The 24,685-nt window shown below is 42.6% G+C and carries 18 protein-coding genes and 2 pseudogenes; 12 read left to right on the top strand and 8 right to left on the bottom strand.

The features are described 5' to 3' along the window. Nucleotides 1-681 precede the first annotated feature (681 nt). The gene (gene gyrA / locus HGR01_RS23710; RefSeq protein WP_045874191.1) at nt 682-3,282 is read right to left on the bottom strand and encodes a DNA gyrase subunit A; all 2,601 of its coding nucleotides are present in this window, start codon (nt 3,280-3,282) and stop codon (nt 682-684) included. A gap of 424 nt (nt 3,283-3,706) precedes the next feature. Here gyrA and HGR01_RS23705 point away from each other — a divergent pair, with 424 nt between their 5' ends. Then, nucleotides 3,707-3,919, top strand: a complete 213-nt coding sequence (locus HGR01_RS23705; RefSeq protein ID WP_045874192.1) for a hypothetical protein — start codon at nt 3,707-3,709, stop codon at nt 3,917-3,919. A gap of 33 nt (nt 3,920-3,952) precedes the next feature. Here HGR01_RS23705 and HGR01_RS23700 read toward each other — a convergent pair. Beyond that, nucleotides 3,953-4,132: pseudogene (locus HGR01_RS23700) on the bottom strand (Mo-dependent nitrogenase C-terminal domain-containing protein). Between HGR01_RS23700 and HGR01_RS23695 the strand changes: the two are divergent. Then, nucleotides 4,074-4,250: a hypothetical protein gene (locus HGR01_RS23695; protein ID WP_235623132.1), complete on the top strand. Its 177-nt coding sequence runs from the start codon at nt 4,074-4,076 to the stop codon at nt 4,248-4,250. The pseudogene HGR01_RS23700 and the gene HGR01_RS23695 overlap by 59 nt on opposite strands. 272 nt (nt 4,251-4,522) lie before the next feature. Beyond that, nucleotides 4,523-8,290, top strand: coding sequence for a pyruvate:ferredoxin (flavodoxin) oxidoreductase (gene nifJ, locus HGR01_RS23690; RefSeq protein ID WP_045874193.1), 3,768 nt, complete (start codon nt 4,523-4,525; stop codon nt 8,288-8,290). A 339-nt stretch (nt 8,291-8,629) separates the two neighbouring features. Here the strand turns inward: nifJ and acsF are convergent, their stop codons facing one another. Further along, nucleotides 8,630-9,706 (bottom strand): magnesium-protoporphyrin IX monomethyl ester (oxidative) cyclase, encoded by a 1,077-nt coding sequence (acsF, locus tag HGR01_RS23685; RefSeq protein ID WP_045874194.1) that lies wholly within the window; start codon nt 9,704-9,706, stop codon nt 8,630-8,632. A gap of 233 nt (nt 9,707-9,939) precedes the next feature. Beyond that, nucleotides 9,940-10,257: a hypothetical protein gene (locus HGR01_RS23680; protein ID WP_045874195.1), complete on the bottom strand. Its 318-nt coding sequence runs from the start codon at nt 10,255-10,257 to the stop codon at nt 9,940-9,942. A gap of 51 nt (nt 10,258-10,308) precedes the next feature. Between HGR01_RS23680 and HGR01_RS23675 the strand changes: the two genes are divergently transcribed. Further along, a complete protein-coding gene (locus HGR01_RS23675) occupies nt 10,309-10,986 on the top strand; it encodes a heme oxygenase (biliverdin-producing) (protein ID WP_045874196.1) in 678 nt (225 codons plus the stop codon). 122 nt (nt 10,987-11,108) lie between these two features. After that, entirely contained in the window at nt 11,109-12,491 is a 1,383-nt protein-coding gene (hemN, locus tag HGR01_RS23670) for an oxygen-independent coproporphyrinogen III oxidase (RefSeq protein ID WP_045874197.1), read from the top strand. A gap of 169 nt (nt 12,492-12,660) precedes the next feature. Here the strand turns inward: hemN and HGR01_RS23665 are convergent, their stop codons facing one another. Further along, nucleotides 12,661-13,053, bottom strand: a complete 393-nt coding sequence (locus HGR01_RS23665; protein ID WP_263419995.1) for a hypothetical protein — start codon at nt 13,051-13,053, stop codon at nt 12,661-12,663. 217 nt (nt 13,054-13,270) lie between these two features. Between HGR01_RS23665 and aspS the strand changes: the two genes are divergently transcribed. Beyond that, entirely contained in the window at nt 13,271-15,058 is a 1,788-nt protein-coding gene (gene aspS, locus HGR01_RS23660) for an aspartate--tRNA ligase (protein ID WP_045874198.1), read from the top strand. Between the two features lie 694 nt (nt 15,059-15,752). Beyond that, a complete protein-coding gene (locus HGR01_RS23655) occupies nt 15,753-16,235 on the top strand; it encodes a beta-lactamase hydrolase domain-containing protein (protein ID WP_045874237.1) in 483 nt (160 codons plus the stop codon). A 333-nt stretch (nt 16,236-16,568) separates the two neighbouring features. On the opposite strand, the gene HGR01_RS23650 is transcribed toward HGR01_RS23655, so the two are convergent. Both HGR01_RS23650 and HGR01_RS23645 read right to left on the bottom strand, forming a co-directional pair. Further along, on the bottom strand, nt 16,569-17,045 hold the full coding sequence (locus tag HGR01_RS23650; RefSeq protein WP_052335419.1) for a hypothetical protein: 477 nt from the start codon (nt 17,043-17,045) through the stop codon (nt 16,569-16,571). A 95-nt stretch (nt 17,046-17,140) separates the two neighbouring features. Then, nucleotides 17,141-17,932, bottom strand: coding sequence for a hypothetical protein (locus HGR01_RS23645; protein WP_045874199.1), 792 nt, complete (start codon nt 17,930-17,932; stop codon nt 17,141-17,143). Between the two features lie 171 nt (nt 17,933-18,103). Here HGR01_RS23645 and HGR01_RS23640 point away from each other — a divergent pair, with 171 nt between their 5' ends. From HGR01_RS23640 to HGR01_RS23620, 5 genes and pseudogenes are all read left to right on the top strand, one after another. Beyond that, nucleotides 18,104-19,270, top strand: a complete 1,167-nt coding sequence (locus HGR01_RS23640) for a sigma-70 family RNA polymerase sigma factor (protein ID WP_045874200.1) — start codon at nt 18,104-18,106, stop codon at nt 19,268-19,270. Between the two features lie 129 nt (nt 19,271-19,399). Further along, nucleotides 19,400-20,560: a DUF1822 family protein gene (locus HGR01_RS23635; RefSeq protein ID WP_045874201.1), complete on the top strand. Its 1,161-nt coding sequence runs from the start codon at nt 19,400-19,402 to the stop codon at nt 20,558-20,560. A 73-nt stretch (nt 20,561-20,633) separates the two neighbouring features. Continuing rightward, nucleotides 20,634-21,101, top strand: a complete 468-nt coding sequence (locus HGR01_RS23630; protein WP_045874202.1) for a DUF4870 domain-containing protein — start codon at nt 20,634-20,636, stop codon at nt 21,099-21,101. Nucleotides 21,102-21,170: 69 nt separating this feature from the next. Further along, a complete protein-coding gene (locus tag HGR01_RS23625) occupies nt 21,171-22,292 on the top strand; it encodes a Gfo/Idh/MocA family protein (protein WP_045874203.1) in 1,122 nt (373 codons plus the stop codon). A 47-nt stretch (nt 22,293-22,339) separates the two neighbouring features. After that, a pseudogene (locus HGR01_RS23620) lies at nt 22,340-22,672 on the top strand (IS4 family transposase); the annotation flags it as partial. Nucleotides 22,673-23,096: 424 nt separating this feature from the next. On the opposite strand, the gene cysK reads toward HGR01_RS23620, so the two are convergent. Next, a complete protein-coding gene (gene cysK, locus HGR01_RS23615; RefSeq protein WP_045874204.1) occupies nt 23,097-24,056 on the bottom strand; it encodes a cysteine synthase A in 960 nt (319 codons plus the stop codon). Between the last annotated feature and the right edge of the window lie 629 nt (nt 24,057-24,685).

Below are 24,685 nucleotides of genomic sequence, written 5' to 3'. Positions count from 1 at the left end.
GAGAAGGGGAATTAAATCTCTTGCTCCCCTCTCCTGGTGGGCTACGGTGTACACACAAGTGGTAGCTGTAAGGGTTTCAGGCGTTATAGACCCCTTAAATTGTCATTACGAGCGCAGCGATAGCGGAGCGAAGTAATCGCATAATCCCGTAGTTTTTGCGATTGCTTCGTCGTTCCTCCTCGCTGCGGACAGGCTTCGGGAGCGTTCCAACAGCCCAGAGTTAAAGGGCAAAACCAAGCTTCAGGTGGAATTTCACGACTTGTGTGTACACCGTAGCTCCTGGTGGGAGAGGGGTTGGGGGTGAGGGCAAAAACCTTGCAACCAAGAGGGTTTCACATTAAGTTGACACAGGTGCGGTGTGCCTTGCCCCTACAATCTGTCGCATTCTTTTTTCAAATTGTTATTAGTACCGCTTGGTAGTTGTTCAGCATTAAGTTTACCTTGCTGCCACATCATCCAAGCGGTTTTATAGCTTATACCAAATCAAATAATGTTTGCGACACATCAATATATTCTAGAGGTCAAGGCAGTGCCTTGCCCCTACAATCTGTCGCATTCTTTGTTTAAATTGGTATTACAACTATTGATTTGGTATAGTCTGTGTTTTTAACTTAGTACATAAGTCAAAATTGATTAACATTTGGATAAACTCTTGTGCAAGTTTATCCAATATGTCATCCTTTATTCTGCCTCTTCTAATTCGCCTGTTTCACCACTGTCGGGAGGAACTATCGCTACTCCGTTAATGGCATCATCTTCGTCTAAGCGCTGTACTCTTACGCCTGTTGCCGATCGCGATTGTACAGAAATGGCATTGACAGCTTGACGAATAATAATACCGCGATTGGTAACCATCATGATTTCATCATCGCTGTTGACAATCTGTAAGGTGGCTAATTGGTCTTTAGTTTTGCGGTTTTTGAATTTGGTTGCCATTAAACCTTGACCTGCCCGATTTTGCAAGCGGAATTGGGCTACAGGTACGCGTTTGCCATATCCACCCATTGTAATTACCAACACCCAAGGGCCAGGACTAGTGTTAGTTGTTACTTCTATGGCTTCTTCGGTTTCGATTTCTTCGGTTTCGATGATTTCTTCGATTTCAGCTTCGGTTTCAGCGTCTGCACTCAAGGTATCCAAAATGGCTGCTGGCAGGATATCCATACCCACCAGTTCGTCACCTGGTTTGAGTTTCATCGATTTCACACCACGAGTCGCCCTACCCAAAGGACGCAATTGTTCGTGGTTACATCTAAAGTGAATCGCCATCCCATGACGAGAACCGACAATCACGCTATCTTCTACCCTAGCGCGACGTACCCAGCGCAGTTGATCGCCTTCTTCTAAGGAAATGGCGATTAAGCCGTTAGCCCGGATGTTACTAAATGCTGCCAATTCGGTTTTCTTGATATTGCCACCTTTGGTCAGCATCACCAAGAATTCTTCACTGGTAAATTCATCAACTGGGACAACGGAGGTGATTTTCTCTTCCTTGGGAATTGGTAACAGTTGCACAATTGGCGTACCCCGGCTGGTACGAGAACCCACAGGAATTTGATAAGTTTTTAGACAGTAAACGACACCGCGATCGCTAAAGAATAAAACGCTGTCGTGATCGCAGCAAGTTAAGAAATGTTCGATGGTGTCATCATCTTTTACTTTGGCTGCGGCTTTCCCTCTGGTAGCACGGCTTTGGGCTTCAAAGGTATTAACTGGCATCCGTTTGATGTAACCTTGCTCTGTCAGCAAAATGATCACTTTTTCATTGGCGATCAAGTCAAGGTCATCGATTTCTCCCTCTGCATGGGTAATGACTGTGCGTCGGGGTGTGGAAAAGCTGGTTTTAATTTGTGAAATTTCGTCTTCAATGATTGACAGCACTCTTTCCCGGCGTGCCAAAATATCTTGCAGGTCGGCAATTTGCGCTTGTAAATCTTCGTGTTCTTGGCGAATTTTATCTGCTTCTAGGGCTGTTAACCGCCGCAGTTGCATTTGTAAAATTGCATCGGCTTGGACTTCCGATAGCCCATAGGTGGTAATTAGTTCACCTTTGGCTGTGGGCGCATCAGATGCATGGCGAATTAAGTTAATAATGGCATCTAAATGCGCTAGAGCAATTAATAAGCCTTGTAAGATATGGTCGCGTTCTTCCGCTTTCCGCAGTTCATACCTGGTGCGGCGATTTATTGATTCGATGCGGAAATCGAGGAATACTTCTAAGAACTGCTTGAGTGTCAGGGTTTGGGGTTCCCCATTCACCAACGCCAGCATATTCGCCCCAAAGTTGGCTTGCAGTGGGGTTTGCTTGTAGAGGTTATTCAGTACTACTCTGGGATAAGCATCGCGCTTCAGTTCGATGACGATTCGCATCCCATCGCGATCGCTTTCATCTCGGATATCTGCAATTCCCTCAATGCGTTTGTCATTGACCAACTCGGCGATTTTTTCAATTAATGCGGCTTTGTTGGTTTGATAAGGCAATTCGGTGATGATAATTGCTTCTCTTTCTGGTCTTCCCCGTTGCTCAATAGTTTCGATGTTAGCTACACCGCGCATGGTAATGGAACCGCGCCCGGTGGTGTAAGCTTCTTTAATTGCTGCTGTTCCTAACACCTGTGCCCCTGTGGGAAAGTCGGGGCCGGGGATATGCTGCATTAACTGCAGATTGGTGATCTCTGGATTGTGAATCAATGCTACTAATCCATCAATCAATTCGCCCAAATTGTGCGGTGGGATATTAGTCGCCATCCCCACAGCAATCCCCGAGGAACCATTTAATAGTAACTGGGGAATACGTGCTGGTAGAACTGTGGGTTCTTGTTGGGAACCGTCGAAGTTATCAATAAAATCTACGGTTTCGGACTCAATGTCATGGAGTAAAGCTGTGCCAGTTAAAGCTTGCAAGCGACATTCTGTGTATCGCATTGCGGCTGGCGGATCGTTGTCTACAGAACCAAAGTTACCATGCCCGTTAATTAAGGGCGATCGCATGGAAAAATCCTGTGCCATCCGCACCAACGCATCATACACCGCCGTATCACCGTGGGGATGATATTTACCCAAAACTTCCCCAACTACACGGGCGCATTTACGAAACGGGCGATCGTGCGTCAAACCTAGCTCGTGCATTGCGTAGAGGATGCGACGATGCACAGGTTTCAGACCATCCCTGGCATCTGGTAGCGCCCGACCCACAATCACACTCATGGCGTATTCCAGATAAGACCGGGACATCTCGTTCCGCAGATCTGTCGGGATAATCCTCTCCTGTGAGGTTGTCATAACCTAAAAAACTCCAAAAATCGCAGATTTTAGCCCTTGTTCTTGACAAAATGCAAAATTATTCCAAATTACTCTTGAATAATTGCCATATTTTGGTACAATTCTAGCACATATTGCTTTTTCTTGCCGGGAGAGCTAACTCAGGCAAGTAAGGAGGCTACTCATTAGGAGATGGTCAATGACTGTCCCAAACAGGCTTTTGCTGACTAGTTAAGAGCAGCTAACTAAAAAGCCTGAAATATATAAGCAATTTAAAATTCAACATCAAAAACTCTAATACACAAGGAGTTCTATGGTTGCCATAAAATTAGATGCTGATCTAACTATCGACAGAACTGGGTAAATGTAGGATAACGGTATTGACTATTGGTAATCTTTAAGACTTTATATAATCATTAATTTTTTGAGAGACGCTAAAGCTACTATGATTTTTCAACAACTACGCATTGGCGATTACTTTCGCATACCTGGAATTAGTTTTGCTTGCGTTTATAGAAAAGCTAGCAGCTCATCTTGCACTCTGGATATGCTTTTACGGCCTATCCGACGCAGCGCAATAGTGGTACCACTGAATCGAGTTGAACTGAGTAGATATATTCAACAAAGGCAAGAATTTTTAACTGACTTAGATGATTGAACAAAAAATAAGGATACAAACCTATTTTTGAGGTTAACAGTAAATTGTCACATCTTCACCAAGCTCATCAGCCAAATAACTGAAAGCGCGGAAACGTAGCTCAACAAACTGTTCATAGACAGGGTTGAGTTTACAAGTGCGTTAGCCGAAGGCTTTGGCGAAGCCATCGCAGAATTTAATTTCTCGCTTAAAAGAACAACTAGCCGGAATCATTTTGCAGATGAAGCTTGCTAATCCGCTTCTATCGATTTTGAGAGACAAAATTGATAGAAGCGGATTGATTGGTAGACATAGTATATATACCGAAGAAATCAGGTTTGATCGCATTTAGTCCATCGGCTGCGACACAAGCTTGATGTTCTCGTGAAATTTACTGAGATGACTCTCCCAGTTTTGAAATATCTTCCTCACAAGTTCCTCAACCTTTGCTGTTAACTTCAAAGTGCAGCAGCTAGAAAGGCTACCTGTGCATCAGTGAATTGAAAAAATCAAGTTCGCTGTTTTGCTACCCTTCTTGTTTGTTGAATTTTACATTTGTAGTTTCAGCGCAGTGAAGGTCAAGGCTTTGATAGCGATCGCAAACTGGTAAAGGTTAAACCAATTATGAAGACAAAAATATTTGCCACTATTGATGGCAATGAAGCTGTGGCCCAAGTGGCTTATCGCGTAAATGAAGTCATTGCTATTTACCCGATTACGCCTTCTTCTAACATGGCTGAGTGGTCGGATACATGGGCTAGCGAAGGTAAACCTAACATCTGGGGAACTGTACCTACAGTTGTGGAGATGCAGAGTGAAGCTGGCGTTGCAGGTGCAGTACATGGTGCTTTACAAACAGGTTCGCTAACAACGACATTTACCGCATCTCAGGGATTGTTGTTAATGATCCCCAATATGTACAAAATTGCTGGGGAATTAACACCTACAGTATTTCATGTTTCAGCGCGATCGCTAGCTACTCAAGGTCTATCTATTTTCGGTGATCATAGTGATGTGATGGCAGCGCGTGCCACAGGTTTTGCGATGCTGTGTTCGGCATCAGTACAAGAAGCTTATGATTTTGCGGCAATCTCTACACGTGCAACTTTAGAATCTCGTATCCCTTTCTTACACTTTTTTGATGGCTTCCGCACCTCTCACGAAGTAGACAAAGTTGAAACATTATCTCACGAAGATTTGCGATCGCACATCCCCGAAGAATTCATCTTTGCTCATCGGGCGCGGGCGATGACTCCCGATAGGCCTGTGTTACGCGGTACAGCCCAAAACCCTGATGTTTACTTCCAAAGCCGCGAAACCGTTAACCCTTATTATTTAGCTTGTCCAGACATCACCCAAAAGGCGATGGATGAATTTGCCAAACTGACTGGACGACAATATAAACTCTTTGATTATCACGGCGATCCCGAAGCTGAAAGAGTAATTGTCCTCATGGGTTCCGGTTGTGAAGCAGTTCATGAAACTGTAGATTATTTAACTAGTTTAGGTGAGAAAGTTGGGGTATTAAAAGTTAGATTGTATCGCCCATTTGATACTACTAGATTTGTCGAAGCTTTACCCGTAACCACCCGTAACATTGCCGTTTTAGACCGTACTAAAGAACCCGGTGCATCTGGCGAACCACTGTATTTAGATGTTGTCGCCGCTATCCAACAAAGCAATCCAAAATCTAAAATCCCAAATCTAAAATCGATTGTTGGTGGTCGCTATGGATTATCATCCAAAGAATTCACACCAGCGATGATTAAAGCTGTGTTTGATAACCTGGCTCTAGCTGAACCAAAAAATCATTTCACCGTGGGGATCAACGATGATGTCAGCCACACCAGCTTAGAGTATGACCATGATTTTAATATTGAAGCAGACAATATAGTTAGAGCTATTTTTTATGGTTTAGGCGCAGACGGTACTGTAGGTGCTAACAAAAACTCCATCAAAATTATTGGAGAAGAAACAAACAATTACGCTCAAGGTTATTTCGTTTACGATTCTAAAAAATCTGGTTCTGTTACAGTTTCTCACCTGCGCTTTGGGCCGCAACCAATTCACTCGACATATTTAATTACCAAAGCTAACTTTCTTGCTTGTCATCAATGGGATTTCATTGATAAATTCTCCATGCTGCAAGATATTGTCCCTGGCGGCACATTCTTGATTAATTCGCTCTACTCTCAAGAAGAAGTTTGGCAGCATTTACCACTGTTTGTCCAAGAGCAAATTATTCAAAAGCAACTGAAAGTTTATGTAATTAATGGTTATCAAGTTGCTCGTGCTGCGGGGATGGCTGGACATATTAACACGGTAATGCAAGTTTGTTTCTTTGCCTTATCGGGTGTATTACCCAAAGACGAAGCGATCGCAGCCATTAAAAAGGCGATTCGCAAGACTTATGGTAAGAAGGGCGACGAAGTTGTCCAAAAGAATATCAACGCCGTTGATATGGCATTAGATAACTTGTATGAACTGAATATAATTCCCACAGAACAATCCCAGTCCCCAATCCCCAGTCCCCCATACCCCATCTCTGATAAAGCACCTGCATTTGTCCATGATGTTTTGGGTAAAATGATTGCCCGTGCAGGGGATGATTTACCTGTGAGTGCTTTACCAGCCGATGGTACATATCCTACTGGTACGGCAAAATGGGAAAAACGCAACATTGCTAAAGACATTCCGGTTTGGGATGAAGATGTCTGCGTCCAGTGCGCTAAGTGCATCATGGTCTGCCCCCATAGTGCGATTCGTGGTAAAGTTTACGAACCCGAACTGTTAACCAATGCCCCGCCAACCTTCAAGAGTACCAATCCCAAAGACCGCGATTGGCATGGCTTGCAATATACTCTCCAAGTAGCACCAGAAGATTGTACAGGTTGCGGTGTTTGCGTAGATATTTGCCCAGCTAAGAATAAAGCAGAACCAAACCGCAAAGCCCTGAACATGGCAGCGCAATTGCCATTACGAGATGCAGAACGAGAAAATTGGGATTTCTTCTTAAGTCTCCCCAATCCCGACAGACTGCACCTGAAAGTCTCCCATATTAACCAGCAGCAAATGCAAGAACCCTTATTTGAGTTCTCCGGTGCTTGTGCTGGTTGTGGCGAAACAGCTTATGTCAAATTAGCTACCCAATTATTTGGCGATCGCATGATTGTGGCTAACGCCACAGGTTGTTCTTCGATTTACGGTGGTAACTTACCCACTACCCCTTGGACAACGAACGCCGAAGGACGAGGCCCGGCTTGGTGTAACTCGCTATTTGAAGATAACGCCGAATTTGGCATGGGTTTCCGCATTTCGCTAGATAAACAGGCAGAATTTGCCACGGAATTAGTCAAACAACTGACACCACAACTAGGCGATAATCTCACTAGTAGTATTGTCAACGCTCGGCAAAAAGACGAAGCTGATATAGTCGAACAGCGCGAACGCGTCGCCCTACTCAAACAACGGGTAGATGAACTACTTGCAGCCCAAACCCCAGCCGGAGAAGATGAAAAACTCCACTCACAAGGGGATGGAGTTTTTGGGCATTGGGAATTGGGCATGGGGCATGGGAAAGAAGATACCAATGCCCTATGCCCTATGCCCCAAGCGGCGGGGCAGCTATCCCTCTCCACCCACAAGGGGATGGAGTTTCCCGCCGCTTTCAATGAAGAAGACGCGATCGCGCGGAATCTGAAATCGCTGAAATTCGTTGCCGATTATTTAGTCAGAAAGAGCGTTTGGATTATCGGCGGTGATGGTTGGGGCTATGACATCGGCTTTGGCGGCTTAGATCACGTCATCGCTAGCGGACGCAACGTCAACATTTTGATTCTGGACACAGAAGTTTATTCTAATACTGGCGGACAAAACTCCAAAGCCACACCCAGAGCTGCGATCGCAAAATTTGCCTCTGGTGGTAAAGCCGCAGCCAAAAAAGACTTAGGCTTAATGGCCATGACTTACGGTAACGTTTATATTGCCAGCGTTGCTCTAGGCGCAAGAGACGAACACACCCTTAAAGCCTTCCTCGAAGCCGAAGCCTACGAAGGGCCATCAATCATTCTTGCCTACAGCCATTGCATCGCCCACGGTATCGACATGACTACAGGCTTACACCATCAAAAAGCCGCCGTCGAATCCGGCGAATGGTTGCTATATCGGTATAACCCAGACCGCATTAAGCAAGGAGAAAACCCACTCCAGCTTGACTCTCGCACTCCCAAGTTACCAATTGAAGAATACATGAACTCAGAAAATCGCTTCAAGATGTTAACCAAGAGTCACCCAGAAACAGCCAAGCACTTATTTGAAGAAGCCCAAGCCGATGTCAATACCCGTTGGCAAATGTATCAATATCTCGCTTCTCGCAAATTGCAAAATAGGTAGCATAGGGCATGGGGCATGGGGCATTGGGCATGGGAAAGATGTTGTTAATACTTCATTTTGAATTTTGAATTGTTACGTGGGGTAGGCATCTTGCCTGCCCTGTTTCTTTAGGGATTTCCAAGAAATAAATTATTCCATCTTGTGGGGCGGGCATCTTGCCCGCCACATAAACTGGGCGGACAAGATGTCCACCCCACAATACATACTGGGATATTTTTTTATTTGGAAGTCCCTTATTTCCTGATGATGATTTTGGGGTTGTAGAGACCCGATTCATCGCGTCTCTACAGGATTTAAACGTCAATGTTTTATCTTATCCGAACCTTATTGCCTCATCTTTTATCGCACAGTCTCCCGTGTTAACTCCGCATCTATGGGTTTGACGAGATAAATCCGCAACATATGCCAGATGATAGCGGTAATGACTGGTAATTTTTGCCAAAACTTGACAAACTTAGAGCGATCGCTATTGTTAATCGCTGTGAGTTTCTGATTATTCTGGTAACACTGCTCTAAACGCCAGAAAAACGCCGGGTGGCTGGTATCTAATATGATGGGAAAGGCTCTAGAAGCGGTGTTGTTTGTCTCTGCAATCACTTGGTTATTATACTTGCGTGGATGAATACCAATGGATTCGTAAAAGCTGGCGCGTTCAAATACTGTAATTGTGTGGGTAACAAACACCGTCAGCAAAAAGAAACGTATCCACAACCTTGCTTTCCAGTTATCCCATAATTTTGGTTGCGATCGCAGCAACGCTTTAAAGAAATCTCCATGTCGGTTTTCATCTTGACACCAACTCTCAAATTTCCTGAACAAGGGATAAAACTGATAGTCTGGGTTTTTCTGCAAATGGCGATACATCAAAATATAACGCCAGTAACCAATTTTCTCTGATAGGTAGACGGTGTAAATAATCCACTCTGGCGGGAAAAAAGTGTAAGTACGGCTTTTAGTTAAGTAACTCAAGTCTAGGGAGAGGTTAAAATCTGCCATTGACTTGTTTAAAAATCCCGCATGACGCGCTTCATCCCTGGCCATAAAATTAAAAGCATCCGCCAAAATCGGGTTTCTGTCTTTGAGACGGCGTGATATTTCCTTAAATAAAAGAAACCCAGAAAACTCGGAAGTACACGAACGTTCCAAAAAGTCAATAAAAGAACGGCGTGTTTCTCCTTCAATATGCTCCCAACTCTGCTTAAATTCCTGATCGCGCACAAAATGATGGCGATTATAGTCAGCCCGCAGTTCCTCTACAATTGCCAGTAACTCAGTCTCATGGGCTGAAATATCTAACTTTGCGATCGCCTCGAAGTCAGTAGTATAAAACCGGGGTGTTAATAATGTTTCTTTCACAGGCGCTTTTACACCTGGCTTTAGTAACTGAGGCTCCGGAGTTTCAACAGACTTCACCATGAGAATCCTTCTCTCGCTCTATCCTTCAATAGCTATATAAGCATAAAATATTATTAAGAACAGTTAAGTTGTGCGAAGGGATTGGGGACTGGGGACTGGGGACTGGGGATTGGGGAACTCGGGGCCCCCTCTGGGGTAATGGGGATTGGGGATTGGGGATTGGGGAACTCGGGGCCCCCTCTGGGGATAAGGGGTAATGGGGATTGGGACAAGGAAGCAAAGAAAGGTTCTCATTACCAATGCCCCATGCCCAATGCCCTATGCCCCATTCCCATTCCAAAATGTGCCTTCCCTGACAGACAAAAATAAAGAAATATTAATACTTTAATAGTTATACAAATATAAATAGTTAAATATTTTTGAGAGATAAAAAGAGCAGGAATGAGCATTGGGAGTATATTTGCCGTAATACTGATGCTAATCCTGCTTAAATCCCAAATTTGGTGTTTGGTAATGGGTAATGGGTAATTGGTAATTGCTATTCTTCCCTCATCCCCCTCATCTCCCTCATCTCCCTCATCTCCCCAGTCCCCAGTCCCTCTAGCAGACATCCTGAGTCGGTGGCTGTGCAGAAATCTGGCGCTTGAAATTAAGGAAACAAAATGAGTAGCAATCTAGCTGTCAAACTACGCTCTGGAACTGAAAAAGCTCATACAGCAGCAGAAAATGTAGGCTTTATGAAATGTTTTCTCAAAGGAGTTGTAGATAAAGACTGCTTTGCGAAGTTTTTGAGTAATTTGTATTTTGTTTACAGCGAACTAGAAGCGGCAATTGTAACTAATGTTAACAATCAGGCGATCGCAGCTGTTTACTTTCCAGAACTGAATCGGCAAGCTGCTCTAGAAAAGGACATGATGTTTTACTATGGAAAGCAATGGCGAAAGCAAATTGCCCCTGCAACTGCCACTCAAACATTTGTCGCTAGAATTCGGGAATTATCTGCTACTGAACCTATCCTTTTGTTAGGACACGCCTATACACGCTACATGGGCGACCTTTCTGGTGGTCAGATGTTGCAAAAAATTGCTCAATCAACTTTGCAATTATCTGGCTACGAAGGCACAAATTTCTATAATTTTGACCAAATCCCCGATAAAACGGCATTTAAGCACAAATACCGTCAGGTGTTGGATGCATTACCCATCGATGATGCCACAGCCGGACGAATTGTCACAGAAGCTAACAATGCCTTTCATTTGAATATGCAAATGGTGCAAGGCTTAGAGGCGATTTTAATTCAAGCCATCGGTCAAGCCTTATTTAACAGCCTAACTAACTGAAGGGTGAAGGGTAAAGGGTGAAGGGTGAAAGGTCAAGAGTGAAAATAATTCTCCCTCATCTCCCCAATCCCCAGTCCCTAGTCCCCAGTCCCTAGTCCCCAGTCCCCACCCCGGAGGTTTTAATGGTTTTTCTCTTACCTGGTGTCAAGTTTGATTTGGAGATGATCCAAAAGTATGATTCTCCAGTACCTAGATACACTAGTTATCCACCTGCTACTGAGTTAAGCGAAGCATTTACCACCACCGATTTACAAAATGCGATCGCAGCCTCAAATCAACGTAAAACTCCTTTGTCTTTGTATTTCCACATTCCTTTTTGTCAGACTGCTTGCTATTTTTGCGGCTGTAATACGGTAATTTCTAACAATAAGAATATTGCCAAACCTTACTTAGAACATTTAGCTCAAGATATTAAACAAACAGCCGCTTTAATTGATTCCGACCGCCAAGTTCTGCAAATTCATTGGGGTGGCGGTACGCCTAATTATTTAGACCGCGAACAAGTTGAGTTTGTGTGGCAACATATTACTCAACATTTCACTATTGACTCAAAAGCAGAAATTTCCATTGAAATCAACCCCCGTTATGTAGATAAAAATTACATTTTATTTCTCAGGGAATTAGGATTTAATCGCATTAGCTTTGGCATTCAAGATTTCAATCACCAAGTACAAGTGGCGATTAATCGCGTCCAACCGGAAGAAATGCTCTTTGATGTCATGAGTTGGATCAGAGAAGCAGAATTTGAAAGCGTAAATGTAGACCTGATTTATGGTCTTCCCTATCAAACTCGGCAGAGTTTTCGGGAAACAGTAAAAAAGACCATAAAATTAGACCCAGATAGAATTGTGGTCTTTAACTTTGCTTATATTCCCTGGATTAAACCTGCACAGAAAAATATTCCCGAAGCAGCTTTACCCAAGCCACAGGAAAAGCTAGATATTCTGAAAATGACCATTGAAGAACTCACAAATAATGAGTATCTATTCATTGGTATGGATCATTTTGCTAAATCTGACGATGAACTAGCGATCGCGCAACGCAATGGCACTCTGCGGCGGAATTTTCAAGGCTACACCACTCACGCCGAAACAGAATTATTTGGTTTTGGAGCGACATCTATTAGTATGTTAGAAGATGCGTATTTCCAAAACCACAAACAATTAAAAGAATATTATCAGGCAATTTCTACAGGGAATTTGCCATTGAGTAAAGGTATTAAATTAACTCAAGATGACATTATTAGACGTGATGTCATCATGGGTATTATGTCGCATTTTCAATTGCACAAGCAAGACATCGCAGATAAATATCACATTTGTTTTGACGAATACTTCGCCCATGAGCTAGAGATGTTAAAACCTCTAGAAGCCGATGGACTGGTTAGCTTATCAAAAAACTACATATTAGTGACAGACATTGGCAGATTGCTTGTAAGAAATATTGCCGTCATCTTTGATAATCACATGAGAATCAAAGAAAAGCATTTCTCAAAGGCAATATAAATGGGGCTTAGAGGCTATTTATAAAGTAAAAATAGAATGACTGTAGGGTGGAATTTAACTTACTTGAGCGAGATTTAGATCCCCGACTTTTTCAAAAAGTCGGGGATCTGAGCAGCAACTTTTGCTTAAGTTAAGTGAAATTCGACTGTAGGGTGTGTTAGGCGCTTATTTATGATTTGCTACGAAAAACTATCCTAGCGCCGCACCATCCACGCGGCGGTGCGTTACGGCTAAATTTAATTGAAAGCGGCGGGAAACTCCATCCCCTTGTGGGTGGAGAGGGACAGCCACCCCGCCGCTTGGGGCATTGGGCATTGGGCATTGGGGATAATTCCACCTTTTTACTCGACAATCCGAGTTCGGAACAAGACAATCCGAGTTCGGAAAGCGATAATTCCACCTTTTGACTCGACAATCCGAGTTCGGAACAAGACAATCCGAGTTCGGAAAGCGATAATTCCACCTTTTTACTCGACACTCCGAGTTCAGAAGGGGACAATTCCACCTTTTTACTCAACACTCCAAGTTCAGAAGGTGATAATTCCACCTTTTTACTCAACACTCCAAGTTCAGAACCTCACCTTTCCCCTTTCACCTTTCCCCTTTCACCTTTCCCCTTTCGCCTTTCCCCCTACCCCTTGTCCTCCTATTGACCCAAATCTAAGATTCAACAGATAATATGCCATCTTGACTTCAATTAGATACTATTGATGCTAGATAATGGGAAAGCTTTGACATTTTACTGCCCATCTAGAAGCTGAAGAACACAATTAACTACTATGCGAACTCACTATTGCGGCGCGCTCCGAAAAGAACATATTGGAGAAACTGTTACCTTGTACGGATGGGTAGACCGTCGCCGCGATCATGGGGGCGTGATATTTTTAGATTTACGCGATCGCTCTGGTATTGTCCAGATTGTGAGCGATCCGCAACGTACCCCGGATTCCTATGAACAGGCTAATACGATCCGGAATGAATATGTTGTGGAAATCACTGGTAGGGTGACGCAACGTCCCGAGGAATCCCTCAATTCCCGCATCCCCACAGGCGAGGTAGAAATCTACGCCGAGAAAATTAATTTGCTCAACAGTGTTCGGAAACAGTTACCTTTCCAAGTTTCCACCGCTGACACTGAAAACGTGCGGGAAGAATTGCGACTGAAATATCGTTATTTAGATTTACGCCGGGAACGCATGGCGCAAAATATGCAATTGCGTCATCAAGTTGTAAAAGCTATGCGGCGCTACTTAGAAGACGTGGAAGGTTTTATCGAAGTTGAAACCCCCGTACTAACTCGTTCTACCCCAGAAGGGGCGCGGGATTACATTCTCCCCAGCCGTGTTAACCCTGGTGAATGGTTCGCTTTACCGCAGTCACCGCAATTATTCAAACAATTGCTGATGGTATCTGGTTTGGACAGATATTATCAAATCGCTCGTTGCTTCCGCGATGAAGACTTACGCGCTGACAGACAACCAGAATTTACCCAGTTAGACATGGAAATGAGTTTCATGTCTCAAGAAGAAATTATCGAACTCAACGAGAAGTTAGTTTCCTACATCTTCAAAACCGTTAAAGGAATTGAGTTACATCATCCCTTCCCGCGTATTACCTATGCTGAAGCAATGGAACGCTACGGTAGTGACAAACCAGATACCCGCTATGGTTTGGAACTAGTGAATGTTTCCGATGTCTTGAAAGATTCCGGTTTTAAAGTTTTCCGTGATGCGATCGCTCACGGTGGTATTGTGAAAATCCTACCGATTCCCAACGGTAACGATGCGATTTCTAACGTCCGCATCAAACCAGGCGGAGACTTATTTAAAGAAGCTAGCGAAGCTGGGGCGAAGGGTTTAGCTTACATCCGCGTCAGAGAAAACGGCGAAATTGATACCATCGGTGCAATTAAAGATAACCTCACCCCTGAACAAAAACAGGAAATATTAGAGCGTACAGGCGCAAAAGCAGGCCATTTACTGCTATTTGGGGCTGGTGATGTAGTTACCGTTAACAAAACTTTAGATAGATTACGGCAAGCGATCGCTAAAGAATTTGCGTTAATAGATCCAGATAAAATCAATTTACTGTGGATTACCGATTTCCCCATGTTTGAGTGGAATGCTGACGAAAAACGCCTCGAAGCATTACACCACCCATTTACCGCACCCCACCCCGATGACTTGGATGATTTAAAAACCGCCCGCGCCCAAGCCTACGATTTAATATTTAACGGCTTTGAAGTTGGCGGTGGTAGTCGGCGGATTTATCAGCGAGAAGTTCAAGAACAGGTATTTGAAGCTATCGGCTTATCACCGGAAGAAGCCCAAAATAAATTCGGCTTTTTGATGGAAGCCTTTGAATATGGTACACCGCCTCATGGTGGCATCGCCTACGGTTTAGATCGGTTAGTGATGTTGCTAGCTGGGGAAGAATCGATTCGTGATGTCATTGCTTTTCCGAAGACACAACAAGCCCGTTGCTTGTTAACTGATGCGCCTTCCAGCGTTGATGCTAAACAGTTGAAAGAATTGCACGTGGCTTCCACTTACAAGCCCAAAGCTTAGTAATGACGAAGTAGAATTTGGTTCTGCATTCAAAGAAGCGATCGCTATTTTAAATTGGCGATCGCTTCTTTGATGATTCCTATAACCCTATAAGCCAATACAGTTCAGTTAAAAAAATAAATTGACAACAAAAACAATAATTTTGGAGGGGGTTTGGGGGAGAATCCCCCAATTGAGCTAGCTGTTTCCACAACTGATATCATGTCCGGCAAATTACCCTTAATATGTCATTGCGAGCAGAACGAAGTGAAGCAATCACAAGGACTCTGCGATTGCTTCACTTCGTACCCTTCGGGAACGCCAAGGGCGAACGCAATGACGGGCATTTGAACGGACATGACATGAGTCTGTTTATTTACGCCGTGCCTCTAGACAACTATTCAAGAGTCTGAAGCAGCATTTTGTCTATTGTAGAAGAATATTTTCCATAAAGTCTCGTAAATCTATCGGAAATATGTATAATTATCAAATACGGTAAGTCTAGCGGTAAACCGTAGTTAAAGTTAACAATAAAAGTAACCTAAGAAAGCAAAATTCACAGCCGTAAATCGGGATATGTAGATATTTGCTGGATTTGGTTTGCTTATTTGCAAACCTTCTCAAACCCGACTCAATACCAGAGTCACGGGGATTCTCTGTGGAATCCTCACTCTTCGTGTTGCAAAAGTATCATTTACAGTTCAAAGGAGTGAACGTGATCAACGCTATACGGATTAACGATCATTTGACAACAACAGGACAAGTCGTAGCACACCAACTCAAGCAAGCCAAGCAAGAAGGTTTTAAGTCGGTTTTGAATTTGCGATCGCCTAATGAATTAGGATTTTTAAAAGATGAGCAAAAAGTTGTAGAAGAATTAGGGCTACATTATGTCAATGTGCCCCTGAAGCTAGAAAATCTAAATGAAGAACTAATTACTAAAATCCTGACGACATTAGATCAACTTCCTAAACCCACCGTCATACATTGTGCCGCAGCTATGCGCTCAACGGGAATTGCATTGTTGAGTGTAGCAATTCAAGAAGGATTAACACCAGAGCAAACTTTAATGAAAGCAAAGAGTCTGGGTTTTGGATTCTTTGAACATGCTGGTGTGAGTCCTCAGTTGAAGCAATTATTTGTCAACTATCTCAATAAACATACAAAGGTAGCTGTACCTTATGCATTAAGCGCTTAATGATTCTAGCATCGACAAGCTTTAACTATCAACAATAGTTGCATAAATTTACCCTACCAATCAATGCATAGGGAAGCAAAAATGGTGTTTTGGTAGGTTTGGAAAAAAGGGAAAGGTTGAAAATAAACCTTCCCTATTTTTCCATGAAGTTATACCAATTCACAAAAAGAATACGACAGATTGTAGGGGCAAGGCATTGCCTTGCCCTCTAGCATATATTGATGTGTTGCCAACATTATTTGAATTAGTTAAGGGTGCGTTACGCTCAAGCGATAACACACCCTATATTAGGCATTTATTGGGTAACTTTAAAACAAGTCTTGACCCTATTCATTACCTATTTGGTTGAATAGGTGATATTGGTAAACCCCCTGGAATCTTTACCTTGAGTGTTCTTTGAAAGTAGTCGCGAGAATAATAATTTTGCCGACCACTATTATCTAAAAATTGAGTGAAGCCTTGCAACATGATTTGAGAGCCAGCATGGTTTAATGTCAATAAAGTATTGGAAAAACCTTTGGTATAGTTAGCTGTTGCATAGGTATGGTTCGTATCTTGGACATTTAAACCATAGGTTACAACTGGTACAGTTCCCCAATCACAATCTGTAGGATGGCATTTACCAAACACCTGAATATTTAATTTATTGCTACCTGCAGAAGTAATAACTAAGCGAGTCACACCACGAGTATTATTATCTTTATTTACCCATGTACCCACAAAATCAGCAGGTGCAGCTAAACTAGGACTAGCAACAGCAGCAGCTAAAGCAACACTAGAAGCAGCAATCATCAAAGAACGTTTCAACATATTATTTCTCCATTATTTAGTAGTAATTTAATTTGGGGATTGACTAGAAATATCAAATCAATATCAGAGTGCATCGGCAGTTAAAATTTATCAAATTAACGCCACTTTTCACTCCATGCACCTGTAACATCAAAACCGCCAGTTACAGGAGTTAAATTTAATGAACCCCAATCAAAGTTGTTACAAATTCGACCGAAACCTTTTCCACAAATATCTCCTGCACCGGAACCATTAAATGAACGAGTACCGATGTGAGAATAAGTGGAACCTTCCCAATTACCATTCCCAAACCAAGTTGTATTTTTTAACCCTACGCGGAGAACACAACGTAACCCTTCACCATTGCGATTTCCGGTTAAATCAGAAACCTTGTATTCATCAAAATAGCCTCCGCAAGTTGTTGGTCTGGGTAAAGGTTTATAGTTAGTAGCATTAACTAATTGCCATTCTTCATTCCATGCACCAGTCACACGAATAGTTGAGGAATTGAGGATTTGTACCTTGAGATTTCCGGAAAAATTATTATTAATATTTTCACCATTGCCATAAATATCAGAAGCAAAACCAACTAAGTTAGAACTGCGGTAAATCGCTTGTCCTACGTGGCGATAGGTTGCACCACCCCAATTACCTTCGCCGTACCATGCTAATTTGGGAATTTTTGTACCAGGTCTACCTTCACTGACTTTGACGCAACGGATACCTTGACCTTGGCGGTTATCTAAAGGTTTAACAATGTAAGTCCGAGTATGGGGGCCACAACTAAAGCCAGGTACTTGAGTTAAATGTAAATTTTGTAGTCCAGGTATTTGAGCAAAAGCACTTGTGGCCGCAGACAGGGCTACCATACTACCTAGTGCTAAAGATTTCAATGACAGTCTCAACATAATAATAATTTGGTGTAGTAAAGTTTGTTGAGGCAGTTTGATAGCAATTCATAATTCGTAATTACGAAATTTTGACAAAATCGAGGTTTTAGTGTTTTAATCTTTAACCTGATTTTTGTGAATTGGTATTTAACGCCTTCACTACTTCTCTAGGTAGGCCTCGAGTTTTTTATGCACCCTCGACAAAGCATCATTGAAATCTTTTCAACTTTTGTGCAATTCGATGCCGATCGCTTCAGTCATTGGGCGACAGAATCAAGATTGCGTAGTAGTATGCAAGGTTGCGTCAAACGCACACCCCAAGAAACTTCAGAATCTTTTTGGGCGCTTTATTGGTATAAGTTTTGGCAGCTTCCTGAATCTCAGTCGTTGGCGAAGCAACATCTGGCAGCTTACTTGCAAGAAACCTGCTATTGGGTATCTCAAAAAACCGTGAATGGTTTCGCCAGTACTCAGTTCCAATTATCAGACTGTTTTCAAGTTGCGATCGCCCAAATTGATCGCGTCCTCAAAGGTTTTAACCCCAGCCAAGGTTTTACTTTAAAAAACTATGCTGGGCCTTTGTTTGCGAGTGCAATCCGCGAAACTTTACGCCAACGCCACGAAGTTGATATCTGTACCGATTGGGGATTGTTACGCAAAATCTCCCAAAAGCGCTTACAGGAAGCTTTGCAAAGTGCTGGCTTATCTGCAGATGATATTCGTGCTTATATCCTGGCTTGGAATGGTTTTAAAACCTTTTATGTCCCCACTAACGCCGGAACTTCCCGCAAGCTGTCTCGACCAGACGATCGCATTTGGGAAGCGATCGCCACAGCTTATACTGCTCAAAGTAACCAGCAGATTAGTATTCCAACTTTAGAGAAATGGTTGCTAACAGCAGCCAAAGCTGCACGTAAATACCTTTATCCCACCCCCGAATCTCTAAATGTTGCCCAAGGTGGAGATAATTCATGGGAGTTATTAGATAACCTCCCAGGAAATCAACAACCCTCCTTAATTGAAGAAATTATTAGCCAAGAAGAAGAACAAACCAGAACTTCTCAACAAAGCGAAATTAATCAGATTTTAGTGACTGCGATCGCGCAATTAGAACCAGAAGCACAACAGATTGTGCAACTATATTATGCTCAAGGACTCAATCAAGATAAAATCGCCAAGCAGCTAGAAATGAAGCAATATACAGTATCACGGCGATTGACAAAGGCTAGAGAAAATTTGCTTAAATCTCTAGCAAATTGGAGTCAAGAAACCTTGCATATTTCCATTACGCCCGACCTACTCAAAAGTATGAGTACATTAATGGAGGAATGGTTACAAAGTTATTACGGTGTTTAGAGATTGGGGACAAATCAATTCAAAATTCAAAATTCAAAATTCAAAAGAATACCTTGTTCCCCGTTCCCTGTTCCCTGTTCCCTCTCACAAACACCAATGAGCACATAACAACCTTTCAAAGAAACCGCCATGACAACATTTACCTTTGCCAATTCCACTGATTTATTTCTAGAAGTTCCGGCTAAAAATCAAAATTTGGCGGATCTTCGGAGTTCATACTTTTCTAACCCCACTTCACGCTATCAAGGTTATATTAATGAACTTTGCCTGAGTGCAGTATTGCCTTGGATACAAGAGGAATTTACATCACAGGCAAAGGTCTGGCCAACTACCACTGTTTTACCCAGTTTTTGGGAACTGGTAAATGGAACCGCTATTGTAGTAGACGTAACGAGGTTTATTCTGGTTCCCAGTGAAAATATTGATGACAGCGAATTACGGGTTCCCCAAGAATGGGTGGATTTATCTAGTTGGGCTGGTGATTACTATTTAGCTGTACAAGTAGAACCAGAGGAAGACTACGTTAGGCTTTGGGGTTACTGTACCCACGAACAACTTAAGAATCGGGGTAATTATGATGCAGGCGATCGCACTTATGCTGTAGATGCGACTGAAATTATCCATGATATTAGCGTGTTAGCGCTTACCCAAGAACTTTGCCCGCAAGCAATTACACGCGCTGCTATTTCACCCTTGCCCACCCTACCACAACCACAAGCCCAAAACCTGATTACTCGCCTGGGAAAGCCGGAAGTCTTGACACCCCGGTTAGCTATTCCGTTTCCACTCTGGGGTGGGTTAATTGAACATGGCGGTTGGCGACAAAGCTTATATCAACAACGTTTGGGATTACCAGAACAATGGTCAATATTGCAATGGTTGCAAAGTGGCGTTTCCCAAGCTGCGGAAACTATCGGTTGGGGACGATTGAATTTGCAATTGAGTTTTGGTGGTAGAGGTGCACAAGGAGGACAAGCAGATTCTATCTTGTCTCGTCAGTTAGCGATCGCAGGTCAAACTTATGAACTTTTAGTTATACCCCAAGGCGAAAGAGATCAAGTTATTTGGCGGTTTGAATTGCGTAACGCTACAGTAGGTGCAGTTATCCCTGGCGGTTTTAAATTGCGACTACTCACCGAAGATTTACAACACTTCCCTAACAACGAAGATATCGCCACAACTGCTGTAGAACAACTCTTTGTAGAAGTTGCTCTAGAACCAGGTGAAGGTATAGTCTGGGAAATAGAACCTCTCCCAGAAAACTATGACCGAGAAATACTCAAATTTTAAACTTTGGTTTGGCTTTTTTTATAGATACTAGGATGGAGAATTATTTCCTCAATTTACTGATAAATAAAAAGCCATGAGAGAAAAACCAAAGCAGCAAATACGCATCTGGGCAATGTTTTGTCATCTCTCGGCTTTATTCGCTTGGATGCTATTATTTTTTTTGGTCTTTCTCGGAATTCCTTTATATTTACCTTTAAATATTTTGTTTCCCCTGATAATTTGGCGCTTCAATAAATTGAAATCTTCTTGGATTGATTTTCAGGGAAAAGAAGCTTTAAATTTTCAAATCTCACTCACAATTTATATTCTGATTGTGATTATCTTATCCTTATTGATTATGTTAACAATGTTTGCTATAGCATTAATTAATAATAGTACTGGACAAGAAATTCAAACTGTTTTAAATATTTTATTATTATTATGGCTGGGATTAACTGCATTCATGATAATATTACAATTGTTCTTGGTTAATTTTGCCGCAATTAAAGCTTATAAAGGTAAGCATTATCGCTATCCTTTGACGATGAGATTATTAAAGTAGGCGGCAATTACAAATTTCATCTATAAAAAATTAAAATTGAATATTAAATATTGAATTTCAAATTTCAACATGGTTTCTACATTACATCCTCAAAAAAAGATTGGCGTGGCAATTGTGGGTACAGGATTTGGGCAAAAAGTCCATATTCCTGGGTTAAAAGCACATCATCGCACTGAAGTAGTAGCTATTTACCATCGCGATATCAATAAAGCCAAAGCGATTGCCCAAGCTCATGATATCCCCCATGCCAGTGATAACATTACAGACATTGTCAACTTGCCAGAAGTGCAAGCAGTTAGTATTGCTACCCCACCATTTTTACATTATGAAATGGCAAAAGAGGTACTGCAAGCAGGCAAACATTTATTACTAGAAAAACCAACGACTTTAAACGTAGCTGAAGCCCAAGAACTATATCAATTAGCGCAGCAAAAAGGCGTAATTGCAACTGTAGATTTTGAATTTCGTTTTGTCCCTGGATGGCAAAGATTTTCACAACTATTATCAGCAGATTATGTAGGCAACAAACGCCTGATTAGAATTGATTGGCTAGGTTCCTCACGTGCAGATGCGTCCCGCCCTTGGAATTGGTATTCTGCTGAAGATAAAGGAGGCGGTGCATTAGGTTCATTAGGTTCTCACGCCTTTGATTATATTTACTGGCTATTTGGCCCAGTACGCCGATTAAGCGCCCATTTAAGCACAGCTATTCCCACACGTATTGACCCTGCTAGCGGCGAAAGTAAGCCCGTGGAGACAGATGATACTTGTGTGCTGTCCTTAGAATTAGCTGATGGTACACCTTGCCAACTTACCATTAGTGCAGTTGTTCACGCACCAAGAACACATTGGGTAGAAGTGTATGGCGATCGCGGTACTTTAGTTTTAGGCAGCGAAAATCAAAAAGACTATATCCACGGTTTCCGGGTTTGGGGTTCCCAACTAGGTACAGCCTTAACCGAAATCGAGATTCCATCAAATTTACTGTTTCCCCACAACCACACCGATGGACGCATTTCCGCATTTATCCGTGTTGTAGACCAATGGGTACAGGGAATTGACCGCCAGCAACAACTAGTTCCATCACTGCGAGAAGGAGTTTATTCGCAACTATTAATGGATTTATCCCATCAATCTCATCAAACCGGAAGTTGGGTAGATGTTCCCAATTGGGAAAGTTTACTCAACTAAAGCACCCTTTTCAATACATAGTGATTTCCGATACAGCGACTGACTATCTTCGCTTGTCAGTTGCTGTTGGCATTTTACAAATGATTCAGGGACGGGATAATCCTGAGTTGTCTGCAAATTTAGCCTTTTCCGATGAGCAACAGCAATGTTTGTTGAAGATTGCACCTACCTTTGAAGGCAAAACTCAATTGCAACAAAATCCCTTTCCTCCTCATTCCTTTCCTTGGGCAACTTGGATTATGCAAGGGCTGGGTGGTTGGTCTGGTTACAGGTCTCAAAAACCTCCAGGAATTACTACTTTAATTCGCGGACTTTATCAATTTGAATCCACCTTTTTTGCTTGGAAACTCGCTCTAGAACCACTTATGTGTACACCGTAGCTCCCAGAGAGCTACGGTGTACACATAAGTCTTGAAATCCTACCTTGAAGGGAGTTTTAAACTCAGATAAAAATCGCTCAAAACCTGTCATTGCGAGCGAAGCGAAGCAATCCCAGCACCAAGCGATTGCTTCGTCGTTCCTCCTCTCTACGAGACGCTACGCGAACGCAATGACAATTTAAGGGGGTTGAAATCCCTGAAACGTATGCGGAGAGTACTTGTGTGTACACCGTAGCTCCCAGAGAGAGAGGGGAGCAAGAGATTTAATTCCCCTTCTCCTGCGGGAGAAGGGGTTAGGGGATGAGGGCGCGAGGTATTTGTACAACACCACTGCTTTAGGCGGCTTTCCCGACTTGTCGCAAGTGGCGTAGATTTAGGGGAATCTCTAAAGCTTTTTTCTACACAGCTACCTGTACACCGTAGCCTAACGCACAGCCGCAGATTCCAAAGTCAAATCTTGGAACATCAAGGTGCTGAGATAACGTTCGCCGAAGGAAGGCTGAATCATCACAATCAACTTTCCGGCATTTTCGGGACGCTTCGCAACTTGCAATGCTGCACACAAAGCCGCACCAGAAGATATCCCAGATAATAAGCCTTCTTCTTTTGCTAAACGCCGTCCATAAGACATCGCCTGTTCATCGCTGACGCGAATGACTTCGTCAACCAACTCCAGCTTGAGAACATCGGGGACAAAGCCAGCGCCAATCCCTTGAATTTTATGCGGCCCTGCTTCCCCACCAGATAATACAGGACTATTGCTCGGTTCAACTGCGATCGCCTGAAAAGTTGGCTTACGTTCTTTCAATACTTCCGCAATCCCGGTAATTGTCCCACCAGTACCGACACCAGCAATTACAATATCTACTTCACCATCAGTATCCGCCCAAATTTCTTCGGCTGTGGTTTCGCGGTGAATTTTGGGATTAGCTGGGTTGCGGAACTGTTGCAGCATATATGCGTTGGGAGTGTTAGCCACAATTTCTTCCGCTTTGCGAATTGCTCCCCGCATTCCTTCGGGGCCTGGTGTTAACTCTAACTTGGCACCATAAGCACGTAACATTGCTCGTCTCTCGTTGCTCATGGTTTCCGGCATTGTCAAAATCAAATTGTAGCCCCGTGCGGCTGCTACCATTGCTAAGGCAATCCCTGTATTACCGGAAGTAGGCTCTACTAAAATAGTTTTTCCTGGCTCAATAAAACCATCTGCTTCCGCCGAGAGTACCATATTTAAGCCAATCCGGTCTTTAACCGAAGCTGCTGGGTTCATGCCTTCGAGTTTAGCAACTATCCGCGCTACTGCTCCCTCTGCTTGCGGAATCTTGTTCAGTTCAACTAAAGGAGTTCTTCCAATAAGTTCTGTGACATCTTTAGCAATTCGCATTCGTTAACTCCTAAAATCCTAAATTCATTAACAACGCCAGGTATTTTTTACTGATAACGGTAATCTTGTATTTTAATCTAGATTTAAGTGTCACTGAGTACATAATTTTTGTACTCTAACTCAACCACAAAATTGCAATGATTTAAATAGCAATTCTGGCAAATCTTCCTATTGACTTTTAAACCATTTTGTCTTCTTATCCCGCTAATTGTGATAGAAAACTGGTAATTGCTTATTGATACCTATCTTTAAAATTAAAAATTTTCCAGTCAGCTATTCACGCCAGGTCTTGGCACAACCAAGCATGAAAATCTGTCTTTCCCATGCCCAATGCCCAATGCCCCATGCCCATTTTCCAGTTAAATCTTGACTTTTGACAATCTCTTAAGATACCTATATATCTCCCAGAGTTTATATTTAAGTTGGATATTTTTTAGTTTATCTAGAACAAAATAGCTATTTGCTGAAATTTAATCGATTTTCTTATTAACGTAAGATATTATCAGGCAAGAATATTTTTTTGAGTACAAATTTTATTCACTAAATCACTCACTTAAAATATTCTGCAATCAGCTATTTCAAAGTATTTCAGGTTGAGTACAAACCCTCCCGAACCCAACTTTAAAAAC

This window comes from Tolypothrix sp. PCC 7712, from assembly GCF_025860405.1.
Classification (GTDB): Bacteria; Cyanobacteriota; Cyanobacteriia; order Cyanobacteriales; family Nostocaceae; genus Aulosira; species Aulosira diplosiphon.
Note: the sequence above shows the minus strand (reverse complement) of the source record. Positions and strands in the feature narration are given on the sequence as shown.